Origin of the sequence: Ruegeria lacuscaerulensis, from assembly GCF_013033355.1 — a bacterium.
In the GTDB taxonomy this organism is placed as follows: Bacteria; Pseudomonadota; Alphaproteobacteria; order Rhodobacterales; family Rhodobacteraceae; genus Ruegeria; species Ruegeria lacuscaerulensis_A.
Genome location: NZ_WQDY01000007.1, coordinates 158,166 through 180,042, shown reverse-complemented (window position 1 = coordinate 180,042; position 21,877 = coordinate 158,166). Strand labels below are relative to the sequence as shown.

At 59.7% G+C, this 21,877-nt stretch carries 26 protein-coding genes; 20 read left to right on the top strand and 6 right to left on the bottom strand.

Annotated elements, in window-relative coordinates:
- The first annotated feature begins 70 nt into the window (after positions 1 to 70).
- From hutI to GOW48_RS13940, 8 genes are all read left to right on the top strand, one after another.
- Complete coding sequence (gene hutI / locus GOW48_RS13975) at positions 71 to 1,276, top strand: imidazolonepropionase (RefSeq protein ID WP_170754686.1); 1,206 nt, start codon at positions 71 to 73, stop codon at positions 1,274 to 1,276.
- Positions 1,276 to 2,805, top strand: coding sequence for a histidine ammonia-lyase (gene hutH, locus GOW48_RS13970; RefSeq protein ID WP_170754685.1), 1,530 nt, complete (start codon positions 1,276 to 1,278; stop codon positions 2,803 to 2,805). Before hutI ends, hutH begins: the two co-directional genes overlap by 1 nt.
- Positions 2,805 to 3,602, top strand: coding sequence for an N-formylglutamate deformylase (gene hutG / locus GOW48_RS13965; protein WP_170754683.1), 798 nt, complete (start codon positions 2,805 to 2,807; stop codon positions 3,600 to 3,602). The genes hutH and hutG overlap by 1 nt, the downstream gene beginning before the upstream one ends.
- The gene (hutU, locus tag GOW48_RS13960) at positions 3,599 to 5,281 is read left to right on the top strand and encodes a urocanate hydratase (RefSeq protein WP_170754681.1); all 1,683 of its coding nucleotides are present in this window, start codon (positions 3,599 to 3,601) and stop codon (positions 5,279 to 5,281) included. The genes hutG and hutU overlap by 4 nt, the downstream gene beginning before the upstream one ends.
- A gap of 70 nt (positions 5,282 to 5,351) precedes the next feature.
- Complete coding sequence (gene serB, locus GOW48_RS13955; RefSeq protein WP_170754679.1) at positions 5,352 to 6,230, top strand: phosphoserine phosphatase SerB; 879 nt, start codon at positions 5,352 to 5,354, stop codon at positions 6,228 to 6,230.
- A gap of 46 nt (positions 6,231 to 6,276) precedes the next feature.
- Positions 6,277 to 6,606, top strand: coding sequence for an ArsR/SmtB family transcription factor (locus tag GOW48_RS13950; protein ID WP_170754677.1), 330 nt, complete (start codon positions 6,277 to 6,279; stop codon positions 6,604 to 6,606).
- Positions 6,594 to 7,022, top strand: a complete 429-nt coding sequence (locus GOW48_RS13945; RefSeq protein ID WP_170754675.1) for an SRPBCC family protein — start codon at positions 6,594 to 6,596, stop codon at positions 7,020 to 7,022. Before GOW48_RS13950 ends, GOW48_RS13945 begins: the two co-directional genes overlap by 13 nt.
- A gap of 22 nt (positions 7,023 to 7,044) precedes the next feature.
- Positions 7,045 to 7,365, top strand: a complete 321-nt coding sequence (locus GOW48_RS13940; protein WP_170355453.1) for a YciI family protein — start codon at positions 7,045 to 7,047, stop codon at positions 7,363 to 7,365.
- 3 nt (positions 7,366 to 7,368) lie between these two features.
- On the opposite strand, the gene GOW48_RS13935 is transcribed toward GOW48_RS13940, so the two are convergent.
- On the bottom strand, positions 7,369 to 8,367 hold the full coding sequence (locus tag GOW48_RS13935; RefSeq protein WP_170754673.1) for an asparaginase: 999 nt from the start codon (positions 8,365 to 8,367) through the stop codon (positions 7,369 to 7,371).
- Positions 8,368 to 8,544: 177 nt separating this feature from the next.
- On the opposite strand from GOW48_RS13935, the gene GOW48_RS13930 reads away from it, so the two are divergent.
- The 5 genes from GOW48_RS13930 to GOW48_RS13910 all read left to right on the top strand — a co-directional run bounded on the left by GOW48_RS13930 (position 8,545) and on the right by GOW48_RS13910 (position 12,031).
- Positions 8,545 to 9,078, top strand: coding sequence for an invasion associated locus B family protein (locus GOW48_RS13930; protein WP_170754671.1), 534 nt, complete (start codon positions 8,545 to 8,547; stop codon positions 9,076 to 9,078).
- Between the two features lie 172 nt (positions 9,079 to 9,250).
- Positions 9,251 to 9,418, top strand: a complete 168-nt coding sequence (locus tag GOW48_RS13925; protein ID WP_170754669.1) for a hypothetical protein — start codon at positions 9,251 to 9,253, stop codon at positions 9,416 to 9,418.
- Between the two features lie 110 nt (positions 9,419 to 9,528).
- The gene (locus GOW48_RS13920) at positions 9,529 to 9,906 is read left to right on the top strand and encodes a lysozyme inhibitor LprI family protein (protein WP_170754667.1); all 378 of its coding nucleotides are present in this window, start codon (positions 9,529 to 9,531) and stop codon (positions 9,904 to 9,906) included.
- 79 nt (positions 9,907 to 9,985) lie between these two features.
- Complete coding sequence (gene rlmN / locus GOW48_RS13915; protein WP_170754665.1) at positions 9,986 to 11,176, top strand: dual-specificity RNA methyltransferase RlmN; 1,191 nt, start codon at positions 9,986 to 9,988, stop codon at positions 11,174 to 11,176.
- A 228-nt stretch (positions 11,177 to 11,404) separates the two neighbouring features.
- Positions 11,405 to 12,031: a cytochrome P460 family protein gene (locus tag GOW48_RS13910; RefSeq protein WP_170754663.1), complete on the top strand. Its 627-nt coding sequence runs from the start codon at positions 11,405 to 11,407 to the stop codon at positions 12,029 to 12,031.
- A gap of 3 nt (positions 12,032 to 12,034) precedes the next feature.
- Here the strand turns inward: GOW48_RS13910 and GOW48_RS13905 are convergent, their stop codons facing one another.
- Both GOW48_RS13905 and GOW48_RS13900 read right to left on the bottom strand, forming a co-directional pair.
- The gene (locus GOW48_RS13905) at positions 12,035 to 12,379 is read right to left on the bottom strand and encodes a hypothetical protein (RefSeq protein WP_170754661.1); all 345 of its coding nucleotides are present in this window, start codon (positions 12,377 to 12,379) and stop codon (positions 12,035 to 12,037) included.
- Complete coding sequence (locus GOW48_RS13900; RefSeq protein ID WP_170355446.1) at positions 12,376 to 13,293, bottom strand: DnaJ C-terminal domain-containing protein; 918 nt, start codon at positions 13,291 to 13,293, stop codon at positions 12,376 to 12,378. The genes GOW48_RS13905 and GOW48_RS13900 overlap by 4 nt, the downstream gene beginning before the upstream one ends.
- 142 nt (positions 13,294 to 13,435) lie before the next feature.
- Between GOW48_RS13900 and GOW48_RS13895 the strand changes: the two genes are divergently transcribed.
- Positions 13,436 to 13,819: a hypothetical protein gene (locus GOW48_RS13895; RefSeq protein WP_170355445.1), complete on the top strand. Its 384-nt coding sequence runs from the start codon at positions 13,436 to 13,438 to the stop codon at positions 13,817 to 13,819.
- Here GOW48_RS13895 and GOW48_RS13890 read toward each other — a convergent pair whose 3' ends face one another.
- Both GOW48_RS13890 and GOW48_RS13885 read right to left on the bottom strand, forming a co-directional pair.
- Positions 13,820 to 14,917: a cystathionine gamma-lyase gene (locus GOW48_RS13890; RefSeq protein ID WP_170754659.1), complete on the bottom strand. Its 1,098-nt coding sequence runs from the start codon at positions 14,915 to 14,917 to the stop codon at positions 13,820 to 13,822.
- Between the two features lie 3 nt (positions 14,918 to 14,920).
- Positions 14,921 to 15,763 carry an LOG family protein gene (locus GOW48_RS13885; protein WP_170754657.1) on the bottom strand — a complete coding sequence of 281 codons (843 nt, stop codon included), beginning with the start codon at positions 15,761 to 15,763 and terminating at the stop codon, positions 14,921 to 14,923.
- A 79-nt stretch (positions 15,764 to 15,842) separates the two neighbouring features.
- Between GOW48_RS13885 and GOW48_RS13880 the strand changes: the two genes are divergently transcribed.
- From GOW48_RS13880 to GOW48_RS13860, 5 genes are all read left to right on the top strand, one after another.
- A complete protein-coding gene (locus GOW48_RS13880; RefSeq protein ID WP_170754655.1) occupies positions 15,843 to 16,760 on the top strand; it encodes a threonine/serine dehydratase in 918 nt (305 codons plus the stop codon).
- 44 nt (positions 16,761 to 16,804) lie between these two features.
- Positions 16,805 to 17,404 (top strand): GntR family transcriptional regulator, encoded by a 600-nt coding sequence (locus GOW48_RS13875; RefSeq protein ID WP_170754653.1) that lies wholly within the window; start codon positions 16,805 to 16,807, stop codon positions 17,402 to 17,404.
- A gap of 124 nt (positions 17,405 to 17,528) precedes the next feature.
- Entirely contained in the window at positions 17,529 to 18,356 is an 828-nt protein-coding gene (gene dapD / locus GOW48_RS13870; protein WP_170754651.1) for a 2,3,4,5-tetrahydropyridine-2,6-dicarboxylate N-succinyltransferase, read from the top strand.
- Between the two features lie 99 nt (positions 18,357 to 18,455).
- The gene (locus GOW48_RS13865) at positions 18,456 to 19,082 is read left to right on the top strand and encodes a LysE family translocator (RefSeq protein ID WP_170754649.1); all 627 of its coding nucleotides are present in this window, start codon (positions 18,456 to 18,458) and stop codon (positions 19,080 to 19,082) included.
- A gap of 46 nt (positions 19,083 to 19,128) precedes the next feature.
- The gene (locus GOW48_RS13860; protein ID WP_058272663.1) at positions 19,129 to 19,473 is read left to right on the top strand and encodes a hypothetical protein; all 345 of its coding nucleotides are present in this window, start codon (positions 19,129 to 19,131) and stop codon (positions 19,471 to 19,473) included.
- Here GOW48_RS13860 and GOW48_RS13855 read toward each other — a convergent pair.
- Positions 19,470 to 20,528 carry a transporter substrate-binding domain-containing protein gene (locus tag GOW48_RS13855; protein ID WP_170754647.1) on the bottom strand — a complete coding sequence of 353 codons (1,059 nt, stop codon included), beginning with the start codon at positions 20,526 to 20,528 and terminating at the stop codon, positions 19,470 to 19,472. The genes GOW48_RS13860 and GOW48_RS13855 overlap by 4 nt on opposite strands.
- Before the next feature lie 208 nt (positions 20,529 to 20,736).
- On the opposite strand from GOW48_RS13855, the gene dapE reads away from it, so the two are divergent.
- Entirely contained in the window at positions 20,737 to 21,876 is a 1,140-nt protein-coding gene (gene dapE, locus GOW48_RS13850; RefSeq protein WP_170754645.1) for a succinyl-diaminopimelate desuccinylase, read from the top strand.
- Position 21,877 lies beyond the last annotated feature (1 nt).

The window sequence follows — 21,877 nt, the reverse complement described above, 5'->3', positions numbered from 1 at the left end:
TTTGTGTAGACTTTAAATTTTTATAAGTATACTTAAAAATAAACAACCACGGAAACCGAAAAGAGCTTCGATGATGACAAATATGGTCATTTTTGCGGGAAATGTTGCAACGATGGAGTGCGACCGGGAGCCCTACGGTTTGTGCGTGGACTCAGCGATCGCGATCGAGGGTGGTCGAATTGTCTGGGTCGGATCGAAAAATGAGTTGCCCGAGCGATTCTCGGGTTGGGAGGCCACGGATTATGGTGAAAGGCTGGTGACCCCGGCCTTGATCGACGCGCATACGCATCTGGTGTTCGGGGGCAACAGGGCGGCTGAATTCGAGATGCGGTTGAACGGTGCATCGTATGAACAGATCGCGCGCGCCGGAGGGGGCATTCTGTCGACCGTCAGCGCCACCCGCGAAGCATCCGAAGAGGCCCTGTTGTCCGACGCTTTGACCCGTGCCGATGCTTTGGTTTCTGAAGGTGTCAGCTGTGTCGAGGTGAAATCGGGATACGGGTTGGACGTAGAAACCGAGCTAAAAATGCTTCGGGTTGCACGAAAAATAGAAAAACTGCGTCCGATGCGCGTGAAAACCACCTTTCTGGGCGCGCATGCTGTTCCGCCCGAGTACAAGTCCCGCCCTAAAGACTATTTGACCGAGGTTTGCATCCCGACCCTGCACGCAGCCCACGCCGAAGGGCTCGTGGATGCGGTTGACGGTTTCTGTGAGGGTATTGCCTTCACCCCCGCCCAGATGGCGCTTGTCTTTGATGAGGCGCAATCTCTTGGTCTGCCGGTCAAGCTGCATGCTGAACAACTGTCCAATCTTGGCGGGGCCAGATTGGCTGCCAGTTACGGAGCCCTGTCGGCTGATCATTTGGAGTATCTGGATGAGGACGGTATCGCGGCCATGGCGGAGGCGGGCACGGTTGCCGTGCTTTTGCCGGGCGCGTTTTACACGCTACGCGAAACTCAGGTTCCGCCCGTGAACAGACTGCGAGACAAATCCATGCCGATGGCATTGGCGACAGATTGCAATCCGGGGTCGTCTCCGCTGACTTCTTTGTTGCTGACGATGAATATGGGGTGCACCATGTTCCGCCTGACGCCCGAAGAGGCGCTGGCTGGTGTGACCCGGAATGCGGCGCGTGCGCTGGGCTTACAGGACACGGGCGAAATCATTGTGGGCAAACGGGCGGATCTGGCTGTCTGGGATGTGCGGCACCCGGCTGAACTGGCGTATCGGATCGGGTTCAATCCCCTCCACCAGCGAATCTTCGGAGGGAAGTGATGGCGCACCTCACCGTAACACCCGGAAGCGTAACCCTTGCGGAATTGGCCGAGATCTACTGGAGCCAGCCATCTGTGCGACTGGACCCTGCTTGCGAAACCGTCGTGCAGCGCGCATCACAGCGCGTTCAGCACGCCGCCGAGGGCGACGTGGCCGTCTATGGCGTCAACACCGGATTCGGGAAGCTGGCCAGCCACAAGATCGCCCCCAAGGATACTGCGGTTTTGCAGCGCAACCTGATCCTCAGCCATTGTTGCGGTGTTGGGCCGTCTGTCCCGCGCCGTATCGTTCGGCTTATGATGTCGCTGAAACTGCTGTCCTTCGGCCGCGGCGCGTCGGGCGTTCGATGGCAACTGATTGCGCTGTTGCAAGACATGCTGGCACACAGTGTTATCCCGGTCGTTCCGGCGCAGGGGTCGGTCGGCGCGTCTGGCGATCTGGCACCCTTGGCCCATATGGCGGCAGTCCTGATTGGCGAGGGTGAGGCCGACTGGAACGGCAAGATGATGCCGGGGCGTGACGCGTTGAAAGCGGCAGGGTTAGAACCTGTTGCGCTGGGCCCAAAAGAAGGGTTGGCCTTGATCAACGGCACTCAGTTTTCGACAGCCTACGCTTTGGCGGGCATGTTCGAAGCCTGGCAAGCAGCGCAAACTGCGCTCGTCATTTCGGCCTTATCCACTGATGCGATCATGGGATCTACGGCCCCTTTGCGGCCCGAAATCCACACCCTGCGCGGACATCGCGGCCAGACCGAAGCCGCTAGCGCCATGCGCGCTGTGCTGGCCGGGTCAGAGATTCGCGAAAGTCATCGCGAGGGAGACAGTCGCGTGCAGGATCCCTATTGCATCAGATGCCAGCCACAGGTCACGGGGGCGGCGATGGACGTCATACGTCAGGCCGCTGCGACTTTGGAAATCGAGGCAAATGCCGCGACTGACAACCCATTGGTTCTTGAAGATGCGATAGTCTCTGGTGGGAATTTCCACGCTGAACCCGTTGGATTTGCCGCTGACATGATCGCGTTGGCGCTGTCCGAGATCGGCGCGATCGCGCAACGCAGGATCGCCCTTATGGTGGACCCTGCGCTGAGCTTTGATCTGCCACCCTTCCTGACACCCGATCCGGGCTTGAACTCGGGCCTTATGATCGCCGAAGTCACCACCGCCGCATTGATGAGCGAGAACAAGCATCTCGCCAACCCATGCGTCACCGACAGCACGCCGACCTCTGCAAATCAGGAAGATCACGTTTCGATGGCTGCGCATGGGGCGCGGCGGTTGGGACGGATGGTCGAAAACCTGACCTACATCCTTGGGGTAGAATTGTTGTGCGCCGCGCAGGGCGTCGAGTTTCGCGCGCCGTTGGCGACCAGCGCCCCGCTGCAGCAAGTCATCAACCGACTACGCCGCGAGGTGCCTACATTGGATCAGGATCGCTATATGGCGCCAGACCTTGAGGCCGCGAAAGCACTGGTAGCGCGCGGTGACATTGTGAAGGCGGCTGGCAACCCGATGCCAGAGTTGCGCTGATGCAGGTCGTTAGTGTCCAACAAGGTGACGGTCCGGTTGTGCTGGGCCAACCTCACTGCGGGACGTTTGTTCCAGGCGAAGTAGCTGGGCGATTGAACGCAGCGGGCGCTGCGCTGACAGATACGGATTGGCACATAAACAGGCTCTATGACGGGCTATTGCCGGGTGCGACCGTGGTGCAATCTCATATCCACCGCTATGTCGTTGATGCAAATCGCGATCCCGAAGGTGCCTCGCTTTATCCTGGGCAGAATACGACAACGCTCGTGCCCGAGACGGACTTTGACGGTCAGCCGATCTGGCAAGCCGGTCAGGTGCCCTCAGCCGATGAGGCCCAGAAAAGGTGCAGTGCATACCACGCGCCGTACCACGTGGCGCTTGCAGCAGAGCTGGATCGCGTCAGGGCTAAACATGGCGTGGCGGTCTTGTTTGATTGCCATTCGATCCGCAGTCGCATTCCGTTCCTGTTTGAGGGTGTACTGCCAGACTTGAACATTGGAACAGACGGCGGAACGACCTGCGCGCCGGAAATCGAGGCTATTGCGCACGAATTTGCGGATTCGTCGCCGTATAGCACCGTTTTGAACGGACGTTTTCGCGGCGGGTGGACCACTCGGCACTACGGTCGACCGAGCGAATGTGTACACGCCATTCAAATGGAGATTGCGCAGTCCGCGTACTTAACCGCCGAGCGCGCGCCGTGGCGCTATGACACTGCGAAGGCCGACCGTCTGCGCCCGTGGTTGCGCGATATTCTGGATGCCATCCAAGACACAGTATTGGAGCTTACGCCATGAACGATCCCCGCAAGAACACGCGAGATATCTATCCGCCGACTGGGCCAGAGCTGAACGCCAAAAGCTGGATGACCGAAGCGCCTTTGCGGATGCTGATGAACAACCTGCACCCGGACGTGGCCGAGAATCCGCATGAGTTGGTGGTTTATGGCGGGATTGGTCGCGCCGCACGTACATGGCAGGATTTCGACACAATTGTTGAGGGTTTGAAGGATCTAGAAGAGGACGAGACTCTGATTGTCCAGTCTGGCAAGCCCGTGGCCATCATCCGCACCCACAAGGATGCACCGCGCGTTCTGATCGCCAATTCCAACATCGTGCCGCATTGGGCCAACTGGGATCACTTCAACGAGCTCGATAAGAAGGGCCTGATGATGTACGGCCAGATGACGGCCGGCTCGTGGATCTATATCGGCACGCAGGGCATCGTTCAGGGAACCTATGAGACCTTTGCCGAGGCCGGGCGTCAGCACTATGGCGGCGACCTGACCGGCAAGTGGATTCTGACCGGCGGCTTGGGTGGTATGGGCGGCGCGCAGCCTCTGGCGGCCGTCTTTGCCGGGGCTTGTTGTCTGGCGGTGGAATGCAACCCCGACAGCATCGACTTCCGCCTGCGCACCAAATACCTGGATGAAAAGGCCGAGACGCTGGACGAAGCGCTTGAGATGATCGACCGCTGGACCAAAGCCGGTGAGGCGAAATCCGTCGGTCTGCTGGGCAATGCCGCCGAGGTTTTCCCCGAGATCTACCGTCGCATGGCCGAGGGGGGCATGCGCCCCGATATCGTTACCGATCAGACCAGCGCCCATGACCCGATCAATGGATACCTGCCTATCGGCTGGTCCATGGCACAGTGGCGGGAAAAGCGCGAAACAGAGCCTAAGTCGGTGGAAAAAGCCGCACGTGCGTCTATGAAACAGCATGTCGCGGCCATGGTTGATTTCTGGAATGCAGGCGTCCCGACACTGGATTACGGCAACAACATCCGCCAGGTGGCGCAGGATGAGGGGCTGGAAAACGCCTTTGCCTTCCCCGGTTTTGTCCCTGCTTATATCCGTCCGCTGTTCTGCAAAGGGATCGGCCCGTTCCGCTGGTGCGCCCTGTCTGGCGACCCCGAAGATATCTACAAGACCGACGCCAAGATGAAAGAGCTGTTCCCCGAGAACGAGCACCTGCACCGCTGGCTCGATATGGCGCAGGACCGCATCGCGTTTCAGGGTTTGCCCGCGCGCATCTGCTGGATCGGGCTTGGGGATCGGCATCGTGCTGGGCTGGCCTTCAATGAGATGGTGGCCAATGGTGAGTTGAAGGCCCCAGTTGTGATCGGGCGGGATCACTTGGACAGCGGCTCGGTCGCCAGCCCGAACCGCGAGACCGAGGCGATGCCGGATGGCTCGGATGCGGTCAGTGACTGGCCTTTGCTGAATGCGTTGATCAATACGGCCAGCGGGGCGACATGGGTGTCGCTGCATCATGGCGGCGGCGTTGGCATGGGCTTCAGTCAGCACGCGGGTGTGGTGATCTGCGCTGACGGGACCGAGGACGCCGCGCGGCGGCTCGAGCGGGTGTTGTGGAACGATCCGGCCTCGGGCGTGTGGCGTCATGCGGATGCCGGGTATGAGGCGGCGAAGGATTGCGCCCGTGCGCATGGGCTGCGGTTGCCGGGTATTCTGGGCTAGGGCGCATCTGTCCTCTGGTGAAAATGCTGCACCTGCGATATCCCGCAGGTGAGCTTGCCGGAGATTGAAGATGTACGTTGCCACCCTTTTGACCAACCCCGAGAAGAACACGTTTGATCAGGCGTTGGTCGATTCCTTGCGTAATGCCTGGGGCGGCGGCGATGTGAAGTGGTTGAGCCCGGATGAGGCCGCAGAGTTTTCTCTGGCGGGCCTGCCGGATAATCAGTGGGACGTGTGGGCTGATTTGCAGAACATGGGTGTCGATCTGGTGGTCCAACCCGCCGACGGTCGCCGCAAAAAGATGCTGCTGGCCGATATGGACAGCACCATGATTCAGCAAGAATGCATCGACGAACTGGCCGATGAGGCGGGCGTTGGCGAACGCGTCAAGGATATCACCGCACGCGCCATGAACGGCGAGCTGGATTTCGAGGGCGCTCTGACCGAGCGTGTCGGGTTGCTGAAAGGTTTGGACGAGGCCGTGATCGACAAGGTGCTGGCCGAGCGTATTACCCTGATGCCCGGCGGTAGGGAGCTGGTCGGTGCGATGCGGGCCAATGGTGGTTATGCCGCATTGGTCTCGGGCGGGTTCACGGCGTTTACGGCCAAGGTCGGGGCCGAATTGGGTTTTGATGAGAACCGCGCCAACACGCTGCTGGCCGAGGGCGGCAAGCTGACCGGGGAGGTCGGGCGGCCTATTCTGGGACGTCAAGCCAAGGTGGATGCGCTGGAACAGATCACTGCGCGGTTGGGCCTGTCCGAATCGGATGTGATCGCCGTGGGTGATGGTGCGAATGATCTGGGGATGCTGGGACGGGCCGGCACCGGCGTGGCGCTGCACGCGAAAACTTCGGTCGCGGAACAGTGTGAGGTGCGGGTAAACCATGGAAATCTCACGGCTTTGTTGTTCCTGCAAGGCTATGCACGATCTGAGTTTGCGGTCGGATAGCACAACGCGGCTTTCTTTTATTTAACAAAAATGTTAAATAGTGGTCATGAACACCCTTCTGACCACATTTTCCGCGTTGTCTGACGCTACACGGTTTTCCATCGTCGAGCAGCTTATGCAGGATGGCGAATTGCCCGCCGGAGACCTGATTGAAGGACGCGGTATGTCCGGCGCTGCGATCTCGCGCCATTTGAAACTGCTGCGGGAGGCGGGGCTGATAAATCAGCGCGTGCAGGGCAGCCAGCGGATGTATTCGATCCGCGCCGAGGGGCTGCGGGCGATTGCGGAATGGACCATCTCGAAACGTCAATTCTGGGAAAGCAGCCTGGACCGCCTGGGTGATGCAATCGAAAAGGAGACCTCATGGCCGATTTGAAACTGGAGCGCGCTTACCCGCTTGCACCGGACGATCTGTATGCGTGGATTAGTACCCCCGACAAGCTTCTGCAGTGGTGGGGACCCGAAGGGATGCATGTGCCCGAGCACAACCTGGATTTCTCTCGCACGGGGCCGTGGTATTCGGTGATGCAAAATGGCGAAGGGCAGCGGTTCAAGGTTTCGGGTCACGTGACGCATGTCGATCCGCCCAAATCAGTTGCGTTCACATGGGGCTGGCATGACGATCAGGACCAGCGCGGAGCCGAAAGCCATGTGATGTTGGTGGTCGAGGCAGCAGAAGAGGGTGCAAAGTTGATCATCGACCACCGCGAGCTGGGCGATGACGAAATCGCAGCGAACCACAGCAAAGGCTGGACGTCGACGCTGAACAAGCTAGCGGCACAGCTGACATAGGATTTCATCAGGGAGGAAATAAATGCCACAGTTTCTATTTGTTTATCACGGCGGTCATACCCCGACCGACCCCGCTGAAATCGAAGCGACCATGGCCGCCTGGGGCGCGTGGTTTGGCGGAATGGGCGAAGCACTGGATATCCCCGGAAACCCGGTTGGCCAGTCTTACACCGTCAGCAGCAGCGGTGTTGTCGACAATGGCGGCGCCAATCCGGCCTCGGGTTTCACAGTTGTCAAAGCCGACAGCATGGATGCTGCGACCGAGATGGCCAAGGGCTGCCCGATGGTTGTGAACGGATCCGGTTCGGTCGAAGTGGCCGAGATTCACGAGATTGAGATGTAGCCTTTAGCTGGGGAACCCCGGTGCGGGTTTGATCACGCCGCATTCCAGCCCGCGACGGCTGTATTGCGCGGCGTTCAGAAATTTGCGGGTGGCTGGATGGTCGGCCTCCAGCACGCCCAAGCTGACCAGAATCGCGGCAATGGCACATTCGCTGGCGCGGGTGGCGCCGTCGGTGATTTTCAGTGCCACGCCCATGCGCTTATCCGGTAGGATCGCGACGAACACGGCCTCGGCACCGGTTTTGATGGCAACGCGACCACCCATGGCGCGCATCAGTTCGGTGCAGGCTCGGGTTTCACCGGCGACCAGCTCGGGGTGTTTCATCATTGCGGCCGTCAGCTGTTGCGCCGCGTCGCTGGCCCGATCTGACCGATCCGAGGCGCTGGCAAACCACGCCATCGAACGCGCCAGCCCCGCCAGCGAGGTCGCAAAGTTCGGGGCCGAGCAGCCGTCAATCCCATAGGCAGGGCTGGTCTCGCCGGTTGTTTCCTCCAGCGCGGACAGGCAGGCTTGTTGTACGGGGTGGTCGATTTCCAGATATTCCGGTCCGGCGCCCATATGCTGAGCAACGGTCAGAAACCCGCAATGCTTGCCTGAGCAGTTGTTGTGAATCTGACAGGGCGTGTCGTCGGCCAAAATTAACCCGTCGCGCGCAGCCATGTCCTGTGGCTCTTGCGGGCCGCAGCGAAGATCGGGTTCCGCCAGACCCAGATGGTCCAACCAGGCCGAGACGCGATCCGTGTGGATATGTGCACCGCTATGCGAGGCGCAGGCCAGCGCCAAGTGTTCCGAATTCAGCCCGTATTTTGCCGCAGCACCCGAGGTGATCAGCGGCAGCCCCTGAATCATCTTGGCCGAGGATCGCGGATAGATCACAGCGTTCGGGTCCCCCCAACTTTGAACGATCTGGCCGGTATCGTCGCAGATCACCGCATGCCCAAGATGTAGGCTTTCCAACAGGGGTCCACGCCACAGTTCTGTCATTGGTACGGCTTGTGTCATGCGAACCCTCCTAAACATGCGCAAAATTCTGCCAATCGCCCTTTCGCCTGTGGCGAAACCTGCGTTACAGTGTGTATGTCGGCAAACACCAGAAGACGCAACTTACAGACGAACCAGGCAGGGTTCGCACGCGACGATGGTGGGTATGAGGTAATAGTCGAGCTAGGAGGCTGGACGATGGGATCAAAGCTTGTCCGCGTGATCGCGGGCCTTTGCGTGGCGGGGCTGGCCACAACTGCAACCGCTCAACAGGCAACAAGCACCAACAGGGTGGCTGCCAAAACCGATTGGAGCGTTTTCGTCGAAGACGACCCAACCGAGTGCTGGAGCGTTTCTGCACCTAAAGAGACAGTGAATACCCGTGGCGGTCGCGTAGTCTCGGTGCGCCGCAGTGATATTTTGCTGTTCGTGTTCTACCGCCCCAACGCCGAGGTTAAAGGTCAGGTTACCTTTACGGGTGGCTATCCTTTCGCGGCAGGGTCAACCGTGAGTCTTGATGTCGATGGCACCAAGTTCGAGCTGATCACCGAAGGCGAATGGGCTTGGCCTGCGACCGAAGGCGAAGATCTGAAGGTTGTTGCCGCGATGAAACGCGGGACCGAGGCTGTACTGACTGCGCGCTCTGAGCGTGGCACACAGACCAAGGACACGTTCTCATTGCTGGGGTTCACTGCGGCGATTGAAGACGCGGAAAAGCGCTGCACTAGCTAAACTGGGCATTTGCCTGACCGCTGCCCCGCCAGTTCGGCGGGGTTTTTGCTTTGTGACAAGGCATTGTGCAGCGTTCTGGAGGCGGCACCCGTATTCAGAACTTGATTCCGGTCAAAGAAATGAATGCAAATATCTGCATGTATAAGGCTCTGAACTAGTGAAGGAGCCCGAAATGCCAACGAAATCACTCACCACCGTCTTGATGATGGCCGCCCTTACCCTGAGTGCCTGCGAGAAAGAGGCCGATACATATCCGGTCACGGGCGAGCAATGCGGGCCGGATGATCCGGTTCAAACGCTGGACGCAACGGATTGCAATATCCTGCCACCGGGCATTTGACGCATGCGGGTCCCATCGTGGCACGGCCATGTCGTCGTGCCTGGGGCTTCGTAGCTTTGGGATGAACCCGGGCCTGTGCTAGTATTGGGCAACCAAAAGGGAGCTGCCTGATGCGCTTTGCATTTTTGATTTTGTTTCTGTCCTCCGCTGCCAGTGCCGATCCAGCACTAGAATGTCTGGATGCTGGGTCTCAGGTAGAGATCGGCGCATGCGTGGGCGCGATGGAGGACCGCGTCAATCAGGCGATAGATGCAAGTTACGGCATCGCCATGCAGTCGGCCAAAGAACTGGATGATGTTACCGGACGTGTTGTGGCAGTGCCCGCGTTGGACAGCGCTCAGACCGCGTGGCTGGCTTACCGCGATGCCCAATGCGAGGCTGTTGGCGCGTCGTTCGGCGGTGGGTCAGGTACCGGCATTGGCATTACCGCCTGTCGGGTAGAGTTGGGCCGGGCACGTGTGGACGAATTGCTGCGCTACGCGAATTAAACGCGACGATTTCTTTTGATCTTTGCGCTAGGTCCTATATAGAGGCGCATCCCAAGCCAGAATCTGCCGAGATAGCCCCATGTCGCCCAAAGCGCCGATCACTCAAGACGTCCTGACCCTCCCTCGCAAACTGCCCGAGGGAAAGGTGAACCTTGTCGGCTTGACCCGCGACCAGATGCGTGCGGCTTTGATCGAACATGGCACGCCGGAAAAGCAGGCCAAGATGCGCACCGGTCAGATCTGGCAGTGGATCTATCAATGGGGCAAGCGCGACTTTGCGGATATGACGAACCTTGCCAAAGCCTATCGTGCCCAACTGGCCGAGAATTTCGTCATCGAAATCCCCGAGGTCGTGACGCGGCAAGTGTCCGAGGACGGCACCCGAAAATACCTGTGCCGCATCGCCGGCGGGCATGAGGTCGAGGTGGTCTATATCCCCGAGGATGACCGCGGCACGCTGTGTATTTCCTCGCAGGTGGGGTGTACGCTGACCTGTTCCTTCTGCCACACGGGTACGCAGAAACTGGTGCGCAACCTGACAGCGGCGGAAATCGTTGGTCAGGTGATGATGGCGCGCGATGATCTGGACGAATGGCCCACCCCCGGTGCGCCCAAGGATGAAACCCGTTTGCTGTCGAACATCGTTCTGATGGGTATGGGCGAGCCGCTCTATAACTTTGAAAACGTCCGCGATGCGATGAAGATAGCCATGGACCCCGAAGGGATTTCTCTGTCGCGCCGCCGGATTACACTGTCCACGTCGGGCGTTGTCCCTGAAATCGCCCGCACCGCTGAGGAAATCGGCTGTCTGCTGGCAATCTCTTTCCATGCGACAACGGATCAGACCCGCGATGTGCTGGTCCCCATCAACAAGCGTTGGAACATTGAGGAACTGCTTCAGGCGCTGGCCAGCTATCCTAAAGTCTCGAATTCTGAACGAATCACGTTTGAATACGTGATGCTGGATGGTGTGAATGACAGCGACGCTGACGCGCACCGGTTGATCGACCATATCAAGCGCCACAAGATCCCGGCCAAGATCAACCTGATCCCGTTCAACGAATGGCCCGGCGCGCCGTACAAGCGCAGCTCGAACAACCGAATCCGGGCTTTTGCGAATATCATCTATCAGGCGGGTTATGCTTCACCCATCCGCAAGACTCGGGGCGAGGACATTATGGCGGCCTGCGGCCAGCTGAAGTCAGCGACGGAACGCGCGCGCAAATCTCGCAAGCAAATCGCAGCCGAAGCGGGGTTGGACAGGCAGTAAGCGCAATATTTCAGCGATATTTGAACAGATTTAATGCGCCATCCGCTGTCTATTGTATGCGGAATTTGGTATGTTTGTATGGCCTGAGTGGTTGAAGCACTGACATACCAGCGCCTGACCAAGCGCAAGCTTTACCCATTTTGGCAAGATTAAGCGTGGCCGCTATCCACTTGCCACTCACATGACGTGCTGCGTTCCTGTGAAACGAATTACCGGTTGGGCCATAGAATGCTATTGGAATTGATACGACGAATCCCCGGCATATTTCCGGGGCTATGTGTCGGCTGTTTGGTTGCAGTTTCTGCTGCAGCCCAGTCCGAGAGTGAAAGCGCACATCTTGCCATCGAAAATCCTGCTGAACTGTCCAAGGAAGAAGCGTCCGGCATCTATAGCTCGCTGCAAAAGCGCATGGCGCGGGGATATGCCTCCGCGCAAATGGAAATCATCAGAAACTACCAAAGCTGGCCGCTGTTCAATGATGCGCCTTACATCTCTGAGACACATGGCCGGCGGTTCGTGAACAGCTATGCAAACCGGATGGCACACAACTATGGCACTCTGACTGAGGGCGAAAAACTGCCCATGGGGTCTGTGTTGGCGAAGGACAGCATGACCGTCACGGATACCGGCAATACGCATCCCGGCGCATTGTTCGTAATGGAAAAGCTGGCCGAAGGCGTTAGCCCCGATACGGCGGATTGGCGGTACATCATGGTGATGCCGGACGGGTCGGTGTTCGGTGACACGATGGGAGATCGCGCAAGCGCCGTAGCCTATTGCCACGATTGCCACGAGGCTGTGGCTGATCGGGATTATACTTTTTACGTACCCGAAGAATATTTGGTGCAGAACTGAACCTTACTTTGACCCGAACCGGGCGATTCCGATCACATCGATCAGGTTTTGCCTGACTGGTTCCGGCTGCGCTTCGACGGCGCTCAGCACCTCACGCAGTTCGGCGCGCAAACCGTGCATCTGGTCGATAAGTGAGATCATCATCGACAGCGCGTCGGTCTCCATGTCGTATTGTTCATGCAATTCACAGGCCAACTCCAGCCGGGCCACGTCGAGGCTGTGGTAGACCAGCCCTTGTTCAGTGTTCTCAGGGATCACGATTTCGGCGGCCAGATACTCGGTCAACCGGGCCGAGGTCAGGCGGGTCACGGATGCGATCACTTCGGATTCGGTCAAGGTGCGGTTCATGACGGCATTCCTTTGCGAGGATCATAGCTGTGCGTGTCGCGCCAATTTTCCATGAAAGCCCTTAGGTCATCGTCGATCTGGTCGGGCATGGCGACGGTCAATTCGATCAGTTGGTCGCCCCGGTCGGCCGAACCCCGTTTTTTGACCCCTTTGCCCCGCAACCGCAAGGTTTTGCCGCTGCTGGTGCCAGGCGGCACGCTGACGTTGACGCCGCCGTCAATAGTTGGCGCGGGGATTTTGCCGCCCAGAACAGCCTCGTCAATGGTGATGGGCAGGGTAATGTGGATGTCATCACCCTGACGTTCAAACACCGGATGAGGTGCGACTGTCACGGTGACCAGGGCATCACCTGCAGGCCCGTCGCCAAACCCGGGATCCCCCTTGCCGCGAAGTCGGATGGTTTGGCCGTCTGTAATGCCTGCCGGGATCTTAACCTCGATCCGGTCGCCGTCAGGCAATGTCAGTTTCTGGCTGGCGCCAAACACAGCATCTAGAAAGCTGATCTGCAGGCTGTAGCTGCGGTTATGCCCCGGCGCGTGGAAGCCTTGGCTGCGCTGGCCATAGCCGCCACGCCCGCGCATGAACTCGGCGAAGATGTCCGACATGTCATCCGGATCTGTCTGACGCCCGCGATAGGGGTTTCCGGCGGCCTCGGCATAGTCGCGATAGTATTGCTGCTGGGCGCGTTCCTGACCCGAAGCGTCAATCTCGCCCCGATCAAACTGCGCGCGCTTTTCGGGGTCTTTCAGCAGGTCATAAGCGGCGGCTGCGGCTTTGAACTTGGCCTCGGCCTCGGCATCGCCGGGCTTTAGGTCGGGGTGGCAGTCTTTGGCGATGCGCCGATAGGCTTTTTTGATCTCGGCATCGCTGGCGTCTTTGGTGACGCCAAGGGCGGAATAGGGATCGTCGCTCATCTCACCTCTCGCGGCTCGGAGGAACAGGGTGGTTTTATCATGCGTTTTCAACGACCCAAAAGGAAGAGGCTTTTGAAACCGCTCGCAAATCCCTATAGGTCTGCTAACATACGCATGTTTTTATAGATTGACCGGAGGCCCCATGACGCGCCGATTGAAATCCATTCTGGCCCTGCTGGCCGGGAACGCCATCGGGCTGCTGCTGGCGGCGATCCTACTGCCCGAGTTCGCGATCCGACCGATCTCGTTCATTGTGGTGGTGATCGTTTTCACGCTTATTCAATGGATCGCCGAGCCGCTGATCCTGAAACTGGGGGCAAAGCGCGCGCCTGCGATCAAGGGTGGCATCGCGCTGATCGTGACGTTTGTGGGCTTGTTGCTGACCGATCTGATCACAAACGGCCTTACTGTAGGCGGGATTTCCAACCTGCTGGCCTCAACCCTGCTGGTCTGGCTGGGGGCGTTGATCGCCAGCATCGTGCTGCCGATCTATGTGTTCACTGAGTTGCGCGAGCCCAAGAAGTAATCACAGCACGTTAAGGCTGGCGTTTACCGCCTGCCACAACTCCTCGACCGGTTCACATCCGACCGAAAGGCGGATGAAGGCTGGGTCCACATCGTCGCCCCAGCGCGCGCGGCGTTCAGCCGAACTGTGGACCCCGCCAAAGGATGTGGCAGGACGCAGCATCGGGCAGGCGTTGATGAAGGTTTCGGCTTTGTCTTCACTGTCCAGCGTGATCGACAGCAGAAACCCGAACCGCGCGGTCTGCGCTTTGGCCAGCGCGTGCGCGGGGTCAGAGGGCAGACCGGGATAGCGGATGGCCTTTACCGCGGGGTGATCCGCCAGCCGTTCTGCCAGTACCTGCGCCGAGGCACACATCCGGTCGAACCGCACATCCAGCGTTTCCAATCCGCGATGCAGCAGCCAAGCCTCATGCGGGCCGGGGATCGCGCCCGAGACTTTGCGCCATTCCTCGACCCGCTCCATGATCTGCGGATTGCGGCTGCTCACGTGGCCCATCAGCAGGTCGGAATGCCCGCCCATCGCCTTAGTGTCTGAGGCCACAACCACATCCACGCCCAGATCCAGCGGGCGCTGGCCCAGCGGGGTCATGGTGGTGTTGTCGGCAATCGTGATCCCTCCGCTTGCGCGTACTGCTTGTGCAATCGCGGGCAGGTCCATCATGTCCAAGCCGGGGTTCGAGGGGCTTTCGACAAAGACCACGTCGAACCCGTCAAACCCGCCCTCGGTAAACGCGGTCGTGGGGCGTTCGGTGACCGACACGCCCAGACCCGACAGAAATCGATCCGCCAGCACGCGGGTGACGTAGTAGCCGTCGGATGGGATCAGGATACGCGACCCGGCCTTGATGGCGGCAAACAAAGCGGCCGAGATCGCCCCCATGCCCGAGGGGAACACGAGGCAAGGCGCGCCCTCCAGATGGGCCAGAACATGTTCCAGATGCACCCATGTGGGGTTGTCGACGCGGCCATAGGTCGGCAGGCCATCCGGCGCGCCTGGCAGGTGGTACATGCTGCTTTGGGTCAAAGGCAGCGCTACAGGGTCGCCTGCATTCAGGGCATTGCCGCGCAGGTGCAGCATCTCTCCGGGTTTGGGGGCCATCTCTCAGCGCCCCGGAATGTCGTCGCGGGGCGGGGCGGGTTCCCAATTCTCGATGATGTCGACAGCCTCTTGCGCGGTGTCGACAAAGCGGAACAGGTCCAGATCTTCGTCCGAGATGGTGCCCGCATCTGCCAGCGCTTCCCAGTTGATGACTTTCTCCCAGAATTCACGGCCAAACAGCAGGAAGGGCACGCGGTCCATCCGGCCGGTCTGGATCAGGGTCAGCGACTCGAACAGCTCATCCATCGTGCCGAAGCCGCCGGGGAAGATGGTGATGGCGCGGGCGCGCATCAGGAAGTGCATCTTTCGGATGGCGAAATAGTGGAAGTTGAAGCTGAGCTCGGGCGTCACGTACTCATTCGGCGCCTGCTCGTGCGGCAACACGATGTTCAATCCGATGGAACAACCGCCTGCATCTTGCGCGCCGCGATTGCCAGCCTCCATCACGCCAGGGCCGCCACCGGTGACGATCACGTTCTCGCGGCAGCCAGTCTGGTTCGACTTTTCGGTCATCAGCCGGGCGAATTCGCGCGCCTCGTCATAATACTCCGACAAATCAGCCAGCGTTTTCGTGCGGGCGGTGTGTTTCTGCGACGGTTCCGGGATGCGTGCACCGCCGAACATGACGATGGTCGAGGTGATCTGACGTTCGCTCATGATCATCTCAGGCTTCAGCAGTTCCAGCTGCAGGCGCACCGGGCGCAGCTCATCGCGGCACAGGAACTCGTCATCGGCAAAGGCAAGGCGATAGGCGGGGGAGCGCGTCTGCGGCGTATCCGGCACCTCGCTCGCGGTCGAGCGGTCGGTCTGCGCGTCGCGAAACGGGCTGTGGCGGTCTTCTCTCATAGGTGATCGATCCCTGCTTGCGTGTTTCCAAAACAGCTATAGGGTTCGCGGGCAGAGTGCCAGTCACGGAAGTACAAGAATGAATTGGAAGAACGAAATTTCAGCGGCCGCAGACCGGATCGCCGGATATGCACAGGTTACACCCGTAATGGAAAGCCATGCGCTGGGGCTGGACTATCCGGTCGAGTTGAAGCTGGAGCAGATGCAGCACACCGGCAGTTTCAAGGCGCGCGGGGCGTTTAACACGTTGCTCAGCATGGATGTCCCCGAGGCCGGTGTGGTGGCCGCATCGGGTGGCAATCACGGGGCAGCGGCGGCCTATGCGGCGCAGACGCTGGGCTATCCGGCCAAGATTTTCGTACCCAAACTGGCGGGTCCGTCCAAAATCGCATTGATCGAACAAACGGGAGCGGACCTGAGTGTGGTCTCTGGCGAATACGCGAACGCGCTTACGGCGGCGCAAGATCATGAAGCGCAGACCGGCGCGATGCAGATCCACGCCTATGACGCGCCGGGCACCGTCGCCGGGCAAGGCACGTGTTTCGCCGAATGGGAGGCGCAAGGCCTGCAAGCCGACACAGTTCTGGTCGCTGTCGGTGGCGGAGGGCTGATCGCCGGTGCGCTGGCGTGGTTGCAGGGTGCGCGCAAGGTCGTGGCGGTCGAGCCCGAGACCTCATGCGCATTGAACGCCGCGTTGCAGGCGGGGGAGCCGGTCGATGTCTCGGTCTCGGGTATTGTGGCCAATGCGCTGGGCGCGCGGCGGATCGGGTCGATCTGTTTTGGTCTGGCGCAGGGCATGACCTCGGTCCTGGTCAGCGACGCGGCCATTGCCGATGCGCAAAAGCGGCTTTGGCAAGCGCATCGGATTCTGGTCGAACCGGCAGGTGCTGCGGCTTTGGCGGCGTTGACCTCTGGCGCGTATAAGCCCGCGCCGGGGGAAAAAGTGGCTGTGCTGGTGTGCGGGGGCAATATCTCACCCGACCCGCTGATGGGCTGAGAATGCGGCTTGTGATCTGTGGGGTCGGATTTTATCTATAATCCATGAGCGCGACCATTGCCGACACCATCTACGACAGCCTGAGCCAGCAAATCATAACCGGCGAACTGACCGCCGGGGAAAAGCTGCGTCAGGACCACATCGCGCGGGCTTTTGATACCAGCCATGTCCCGGTGCGCGAAGCTCTGCTGCGTTTGCAAGCCCATGGGCTGGCCAAAAGCGAACCCCGACGCGGGATGCGTGTGACGCCACTGGATCCGGTTGAAGTGCGCGAAGTGATCGAAATGCGTGTCGCCCTTGAACCGTTGGCCTTGCAATACGCGGTGCAGAACATGTCGATGAACGCGGTCACCCGGGCAGAACAGGCGCGGTTGGCCTGCGATGCGGCTGAAACGATGCCCGAGTGGGAAGCCAAAAACCGCGCTTTCCACCGCGCCATTCTTGCACCATGCGCGCTGCCCCGGCTGCTGCGGACGATTGATGATTTGCACATTGCCAGCGCGCGCCATCTGTTCGCGCATTGGCGGCCAAAATGGGTGCAGCGGGCGGATACGGATCATGCGGCGATCATGCAGGCGATCCAAAAGAAAGACACCGCAGGGGCGGTTGGGCTTCTGGTCCGGCACATCCGGCGCGCGCGTTGAACTACTGTAGCCTTTGATTGCGATCGGCCCGACGCAAACGCGCCCACCTGCGTCGCATTGCGCCAAGGTTGGCGCTTGCGTATAGGCAACACCAACATGAACAGATTCGTCAGGGAGCCCCGAAATGTCCAACGCGCAACTGGAAGCCGCCATCGAAGCCGCCTGGGAGGCACGCGATACAATGACCCCCGCCACCACCGGTGAACAGCGTGAAGCCATCGAAGATACGCTGAATGCACTGGACAGCGGTTCCCTGCGGGTTGCCGAAAAGCTGGACAGCGGCGATTGGCACGTAAACCAGTGGGCCAAAAAGGCGGTTCTGCTGGGTTTTCGCATCAAGGACATGGAAATCCAAACGGGTGGCCCGCAAGATGGCGGCTGGTGGGACAAGGTGGACAGCAAGTTCGCCGGTTGGGGCGAGAACCAGTGGAAGGCCGCCGGCTTCCGCGCCGTGCCAAACTGCGTGGTGCGCAAATCGGCCTATGTTGCGCCGGGCGTGGTGCTGATGCCGTCTTTTGTGAACCTGGGCGCTTATGTGGACGAAGGCACCATGGTTGATACCTGGGCCACCGTCGGATCCTGCGCGCAGATCGGCAAGAACGTTCACCTGTCGGGTGGCGTCGGCATTGGCGGCGTGCTGGAGCCGATGCAGGCCGGGCCGACCATCATCGAAGACAACTGCTTTATCGGCGCCCGGTCCGAGGTGGTCGAGGGCTGTATCGTCCGCGAAGGGTCGGTTCTGGGGATGGGCGTGTTCATCGGCCAATCGACCAAGATCGTAGACCGCGAAACCGGTGAAGTCATGTATGGCGAGGTGCCGCCCTATTCGGTGGTTGTGGCCGGTTCGATGCCGTCGAAAAACAATGTCAGCCTTTACTGCGCCGTCATTGTGAAGCGGGTAGACGAAAAGACCCGTTCCAAAACCGGGATCAACGAGCTGCTGCGCGACTGATCCCGAGCGTTCGCGGGAAAAGGCCATGTTTTTTGGATGTGGCCTTCTCCTGCAGTCTGAAGAATTGACCGGCTCTTTCCCGCACCTTTTGAGGTTTTCATGATTCCCGTTGACGTGGTCATTTTGTTCATGAGCGTTGCCATCGCTTTGGCCGCGGTGCCGGGGCCGGACAATATTTTTGTACTGACCCAATCGGCGCTTTATGGCCGGATGTCAGGGCTGATTGTGACGCTTGGCTTGGCATCTGGGCTGATTATACACACCACTGCGGCAGCGTTCGGGGTTGCGGTGCTGTTTCAGACCTCGCAGGCGGCCTTTGCCATGTTGAAATATGCCGGGGCGGGGTATCTGGTCTATCTGGCGTGGAAAGCCTTCACGGCCACCGAAACCCGGCTGGACAGTGCAAATGCACCCCGTATCGCGACGCGCAAGTTGTTTCTGCGCGGTTTGATCATGAATATTGCCAATCCCAAGGTGACAATCTTCATGCTGGCGTTTCTGCCGCAGTTCGTCGACCCGAATAATGGGCCGATCATTGGGCAGTTCTATCAGTTGGGCGCTCTGATGTTTCTGGCTACGGTCGTGGTATTCGGTGCTGTGGCGCTGGCCGCGGGTACTCTGGGCGGGCTGTTGCGCGGGTCGCCAGGCGTTCAACTGTGGCTGAACCGAATCTCGGGCGTGATCTTCGTGGCGCTGGCGCTCAAACTGGCGACGGCCGAGCGTTAGTGCCCCGCGCTTGACCAACACGCGGCGCGGCGATAAGGCCGGGCGCATGGAAAAGCAAAAGAAACCCTCTCGTCAGCAAGTTTACACCCTGCTTGTGCAGATCGGTCGCAAGGAAGGCGATGGTTTGCCTGAAGGTGCAACCGGTGCGGCGCTGATGTGCTTTGCCAGTGGCGTGGACGAAGCCGAGGCCGTTCGTGAAACCGTCGCCATCCTGAAACAGGCTGACACAGCGCCTTTGGATGTGACCGGCTATGGCACGCTGGCTGAACGCGAGGCGCAGGGGCATGACATCGACCCGGATGAGCGCGCCCTGATGCAGCGCGCGTTGGACGAAAACGCGGTTATTGTCGCCCAGATGACACCGTTTTTCGGGGATGAGGAACCAGCTTAGTTCCGCGCCCCGAACCATTTGCGGTAGATTTCGTCATAGGTTCCATCTTCGCGTAGCGCCAGCAGCGCCTGATTGACATCCTCGACCAGAGGCGACCCAGTGGGAAAGGCTATGCCGTAGTTTTCGCGCAGGAACACCCCGCCGGTCATGGACGCGAATCTGCGTCCTTCGTGCGATGCATAGTAGGACAGGATGGGCGCATCAAAGACGATCGCGTCCAGTTCTTCGGCCCGGAATGCGTCAAGCATGGGTTCAAGACTGTCGTATCCGGTAAATTCGATCTCGCGCCGGTTCAGGAAGCTGGCTGCAGTCGAGTTCGAGATCGTTCCGACCTGTTTTCCGTACAGATCATTCACCGAATTCACGTTACCGCTGATCGCATCCACCGTCATCACCGAGGTGATCCGCGCGGTAAAGACAGACACGATGAACAGGGATGATACGACCAAAACAACACCCAGCAAGCGCCCAAAGGGTGTGCGCGGCATCCGTTCCTCGAACCCGCCATTCACGACCAGATTGAGCGCCCACCAGAAGGACGGAAACCACGCTTCGTCCAGCTTGCGATCGAAATAGGGTTGCGAGCGGCGCTCGAACACCCACATCAGCATACCTCCGCCCAGCAGGATGGCAAAGGCCAGCCCGATGGCGATGAACAGCTCGACCGACAACAACGCCTGCAACAGTGACGGGCGGCGCATCGCGTCCGACGGCACCATGATCTGAAGCCCGGCCTCGAAAATCGGTTGACTGAAATCCATCTGGGTTTCGCGCGCAGCCGTGATCGAGATATTGGCGATGGCCAAATCTGCTGATCCGTCCTGCACTGCGACCAGCATATCTCCGAACCCCTCGACCCGGTTGATTTGGTAGTCCCAGTCCAACGATTGTGCCAATGCAGCCAGAAGATCCATCGAGAATCCGGTCTCTGCCCCGTCCTCGACATACGAGAACGGTTGGCGGGTCACAGTGGTGACCGTCAAAGTCTGAGCCTGGCTTTGCTGTGCAAGAACGGCGAAAGTCAGGCAGATCCAAGCGATAAAAGCGCGTGTCATCGAAATTTACCTGTTTCGCGGCCCTCTAACGCGATTTCGAATTGGGCGGCAAGGCAATCGCAACGGAAACGCCAATGTTTTGTTGACATGACATCGCGAGATAGACTGCAAAAAAGCGTGTGAAGCGTGCCGTGCGGGGGTTGGCAATCCCGCCAATTCGTTGAATCTGTGCGCGAAGATGCAGTTCAGTGCAGAGAAAGGGCAAGAAATGACAGATGCGGTAGAATTGACAGCGGACCTGATCCGTTGCCCATCGGTCACACCTGATGAAGGGGGCGCCCTTGTTCTGTTGGAAAAGCTGCTGGCGGAGGCGGGGTTTGCCTGCACCCGTGTCGATCGCGGCGGGATTTGCAATCTGTTTGCACGCTGGGGCGAGAAGGGGCATCCGCGCAGCTTTGGTTTTAATGGCCATACAGACGTCGTGCCGGTTGGGGATGAGGCTGCATGGACCATGCCACCTTTCGGGGCTGAGGTGAAAGATGGCGTGATGTTTGGTCGAGGCACGACGGACATGAAATCCGGAGTGGCGGCCTTTGCCGCAGCGGCCGTTGATTTTGTGCGCGACACGCCGCCCGACGGGGCCGTCATCCTGACCATCACCGGGGATGAGGAAGGCGATGCGCTGGACGGCACCACCGCCCTGCTGGACTATATGGACAGCGCCGGGGAAAAGATGTCGGTCTGTGTGGTGGGCGAGCCGACCTGCCCCAACACAATGGGCGAGATGATGAAGATCGGGCGGCGTGGCTCGATGAACATCTGGTTCACCGTGACCGGGGTACAGGGTCACGCGGCCTATCCGCACCGCGCCAAGAACCCGATGCCCGCAATGGCGCGGCTGATGGATCGTTTGGCCAGCCACGAGCTGGATCAGGGTACAGACCATTTCGACGCCTCAACACTGGCCGTGGTGACGATCGACACGGGCAACTCGGCAACCAACGTGATCCCCGCGCAATCTACAGGGGCGGTGAATATCCGGTTCAACGATCTGCATTCCGGGGCCAGCCTCAGCGATTGGTTGCGGGCCGAGGCCGCTGCAGTGGCCGATGAGTTCGGGGTTGAGATCGACCTGCGCATCAAGATCTCGGGCGAGAGCTTTCTGACCCCGCCGGGGCCTCTGTCCGCCCTGGTCGCCAAGGCGGTTGAGGCGGAAACCGGTGTGGTGCCCGAGATGTCGACCACGGGCGGTACCTCGGACGCGCGATTTGTGAAGAACCACTGCCCGGTGGTGGAATTCGGCCTTGTGGGCCGCACCATGCATCAGGTGGATGAATGCGTCGAGGTGGCACAGATCGAACAGCTCAAGGCCATCTACACGCGCATCCTGCGGGACTATTTCGCCTAAC

What these genes read in the sequence shown, in the direction of transcription:
- GOW48_RS13885 (WP_170754657.1), bottom strand. Translation starts at nt 15,763, where the DNA reads ATGAGAGAAGACCGCCACAGCCCGTTTCGCGACGCGCAGACCGACCGC.
- GOW48_RS13855 (WP_170754647.1), bottom strand. Translation starts at nt 20,528, where the DNA reads ATGACACGCGCTTTTATCGCTTGGATCTGCCTGACTTTCGCCGTTCTT.
- GOW48_RS13890 (WP_170754659.1), bottom strand. Translation starts at nt 14,917, where the DNA reads ATGGCCCCCAAACCCGGAGAGATGCTGCACCTGCGCGGCAATGCCCTG.
- rlmN (WP_170754665.1), top strand. Translation starts at nt 9,986, where the DNA reads ATGTCGCCCAAAGCGCCGATCACTCAAGACGTCCTGACCCTCCCTCGC.
- GOW48_RS13935 (WP_170754673.1), bottom strand. Translation starts at nt 8,367, where the DNA reads ATGACACAAGCCGTACCAATGACAGAACTGTGGCGTGGACCCCTGTTG.
- GOW48_RS13940 (WP_170355453.1), top strand. Translation starts at nt 7,045, where the DNA reads ATGCCACAGTTTCTATTTGTTTATCACGGCGGTCATACCCCGACCGAC.
- hutG (WP_170754683.1), top strand. Translation starts at nt 2,805, where the DNA reads ATGCAGGTCGTTAGTGTCCAACAAGGTGACGGTCCGGTTGTGCTGGGC.
- hutH (WP_170754685.1), top strand. Translation starts at nt 1,276, where the DNA reads ATGGCGCACCTCACCGTAACACCCGGAAGCGTAACCCTTGCGGAATTG.
- GOW48_RS13860 (WP_058272663.1), top strand. Translation starts at nt 19,129, where the DNA reads ATGGAAAAGCAAAAGAAACCCTCTCGTCAGCAAGTTTACACCCTGCTT.
- GOW48_RS13880 (WP_170754655.1), top strand. Translation starts at nt 15,843, where the DNA reads ATGAATTGGAAGAACGAAATTTCAGCGGCCGCAGACCGGATCGCCGGA.
- GOW48_RS13895 (WP_170355445.1), top strand. Translation starts at nt 13,436, where the DNA reads ATGACGCGCCGATTGAAATCCATTCTGGCCCTGCTGGCCGGGAACGCC.
- GOW48_RS13865 (WP_170754649.1), top strand. Translation starts at nt 18,456, where the DNA reads ATGATTCCCGTTGACGTGGTCATTTTGTTCATGAGCGTTGCCATCGCT.
- GOW48_RS13925 (WP_170754669.1), top strand. Translation starts at nt 9,251, where the DNA reads ATGCCAACGAAATCACTCACCACCGTCTTGATGATGGCCGCCCTTACC.
- serB (WP_170754679.1), top strand. Translation starts at nt 5,352, where the DNA reads ATGTACGTTGCCACCCTTTTGACCAACCCCGAGAAGAACACGTTTGAT.
- GOW48_RS13875 (WP_170754653.1), top strand. Translation starts at nt 16,805, where the DNA reads ATGAGCGCGACCATTGCCGACACCATCTACGACAGCCTGAGCCAGCAA.
- GOW48_RS13900 (WP_170355446.1), bottom strand. Translation starts at nt 13,293, where the DNA reads ATGAGCGACGATCCCTATTCCGCCCTTGGCGTCACCAAAGACGCCAGC.
- hutI (WP_170754686.1), top strand. Translation starts at nt 71, where the DNA reads ATGATGACAAATATGGTCATTTTTGCGGGAAATGTTGCAACGATGGAG.
- hutU (WP_170754681.1), top strand. Translation starts at nt 3,599, where the DNA reads ATGAACGATCCCCGCAAGAACACGCGAGATATCTATCCGCCGACTGGG.
- dapD (WP_170754651.1), top strand. Translation starts at nt 17,529, where the DNA reads ATGTCCAACGCGCAACTGGAAGCCGCCATCGAAGCCGCCTGGGAGGCA.
- GOW48_RS13920 (WP_170754667.1), top strand. Translation starts at nt 9,529, where the DNA reads ATGCGCTTTGCATTTTTGATTTTGTTTCTGTCCTCCGCTGCCAGTGCC.
- GOW48_RS13945 (WP_170754675.1), top strand. Translation starts at nt 6,594, where the DNA reads ATGGCCGATTTGAAACTGGAGCGCGCTTACCCGCTTGCACCGGACGAT.
- GOW48_RS13930 (WP_170754671.1), top strand. Translation starts at nt 8,545, where the DNA reads ATGGGATCAAAGCTTGTCCGCGTGATCGCGGGCCTTTGCGTGGCGGGG.
- GOW48_RS13910 (WP_170754663.1), top strand. Translation starts at nt 11,405, where the DNA reads ATGCTATTGGAATTGATACGACGAATCCCCGGCATATTTCCGGGGCTA.
- GOW48_RS13905 (WP_170754661.1), bottom strand. Translation starts at nt 12,379, where the DNA reads ATGAACCGCACCTTGACCGAATCCGAAGTGATCGCATCCGTGACCCGC.
- GOW48_RS13950 (WP_170754677.1), top strand. Translation starts at nt 6,277, where the DNA reads ATGAACACCCTTCTGACCACATTTTCCGCGTTGTCTGACGCTACACGG.
- dapE (WP_170754645.1), top strand. Translation starts at nt 20,737, where the DNA reads ATGACAGATGCGGTAGAATTGACAGCGGACCTGATCCGTTGCCCATCG.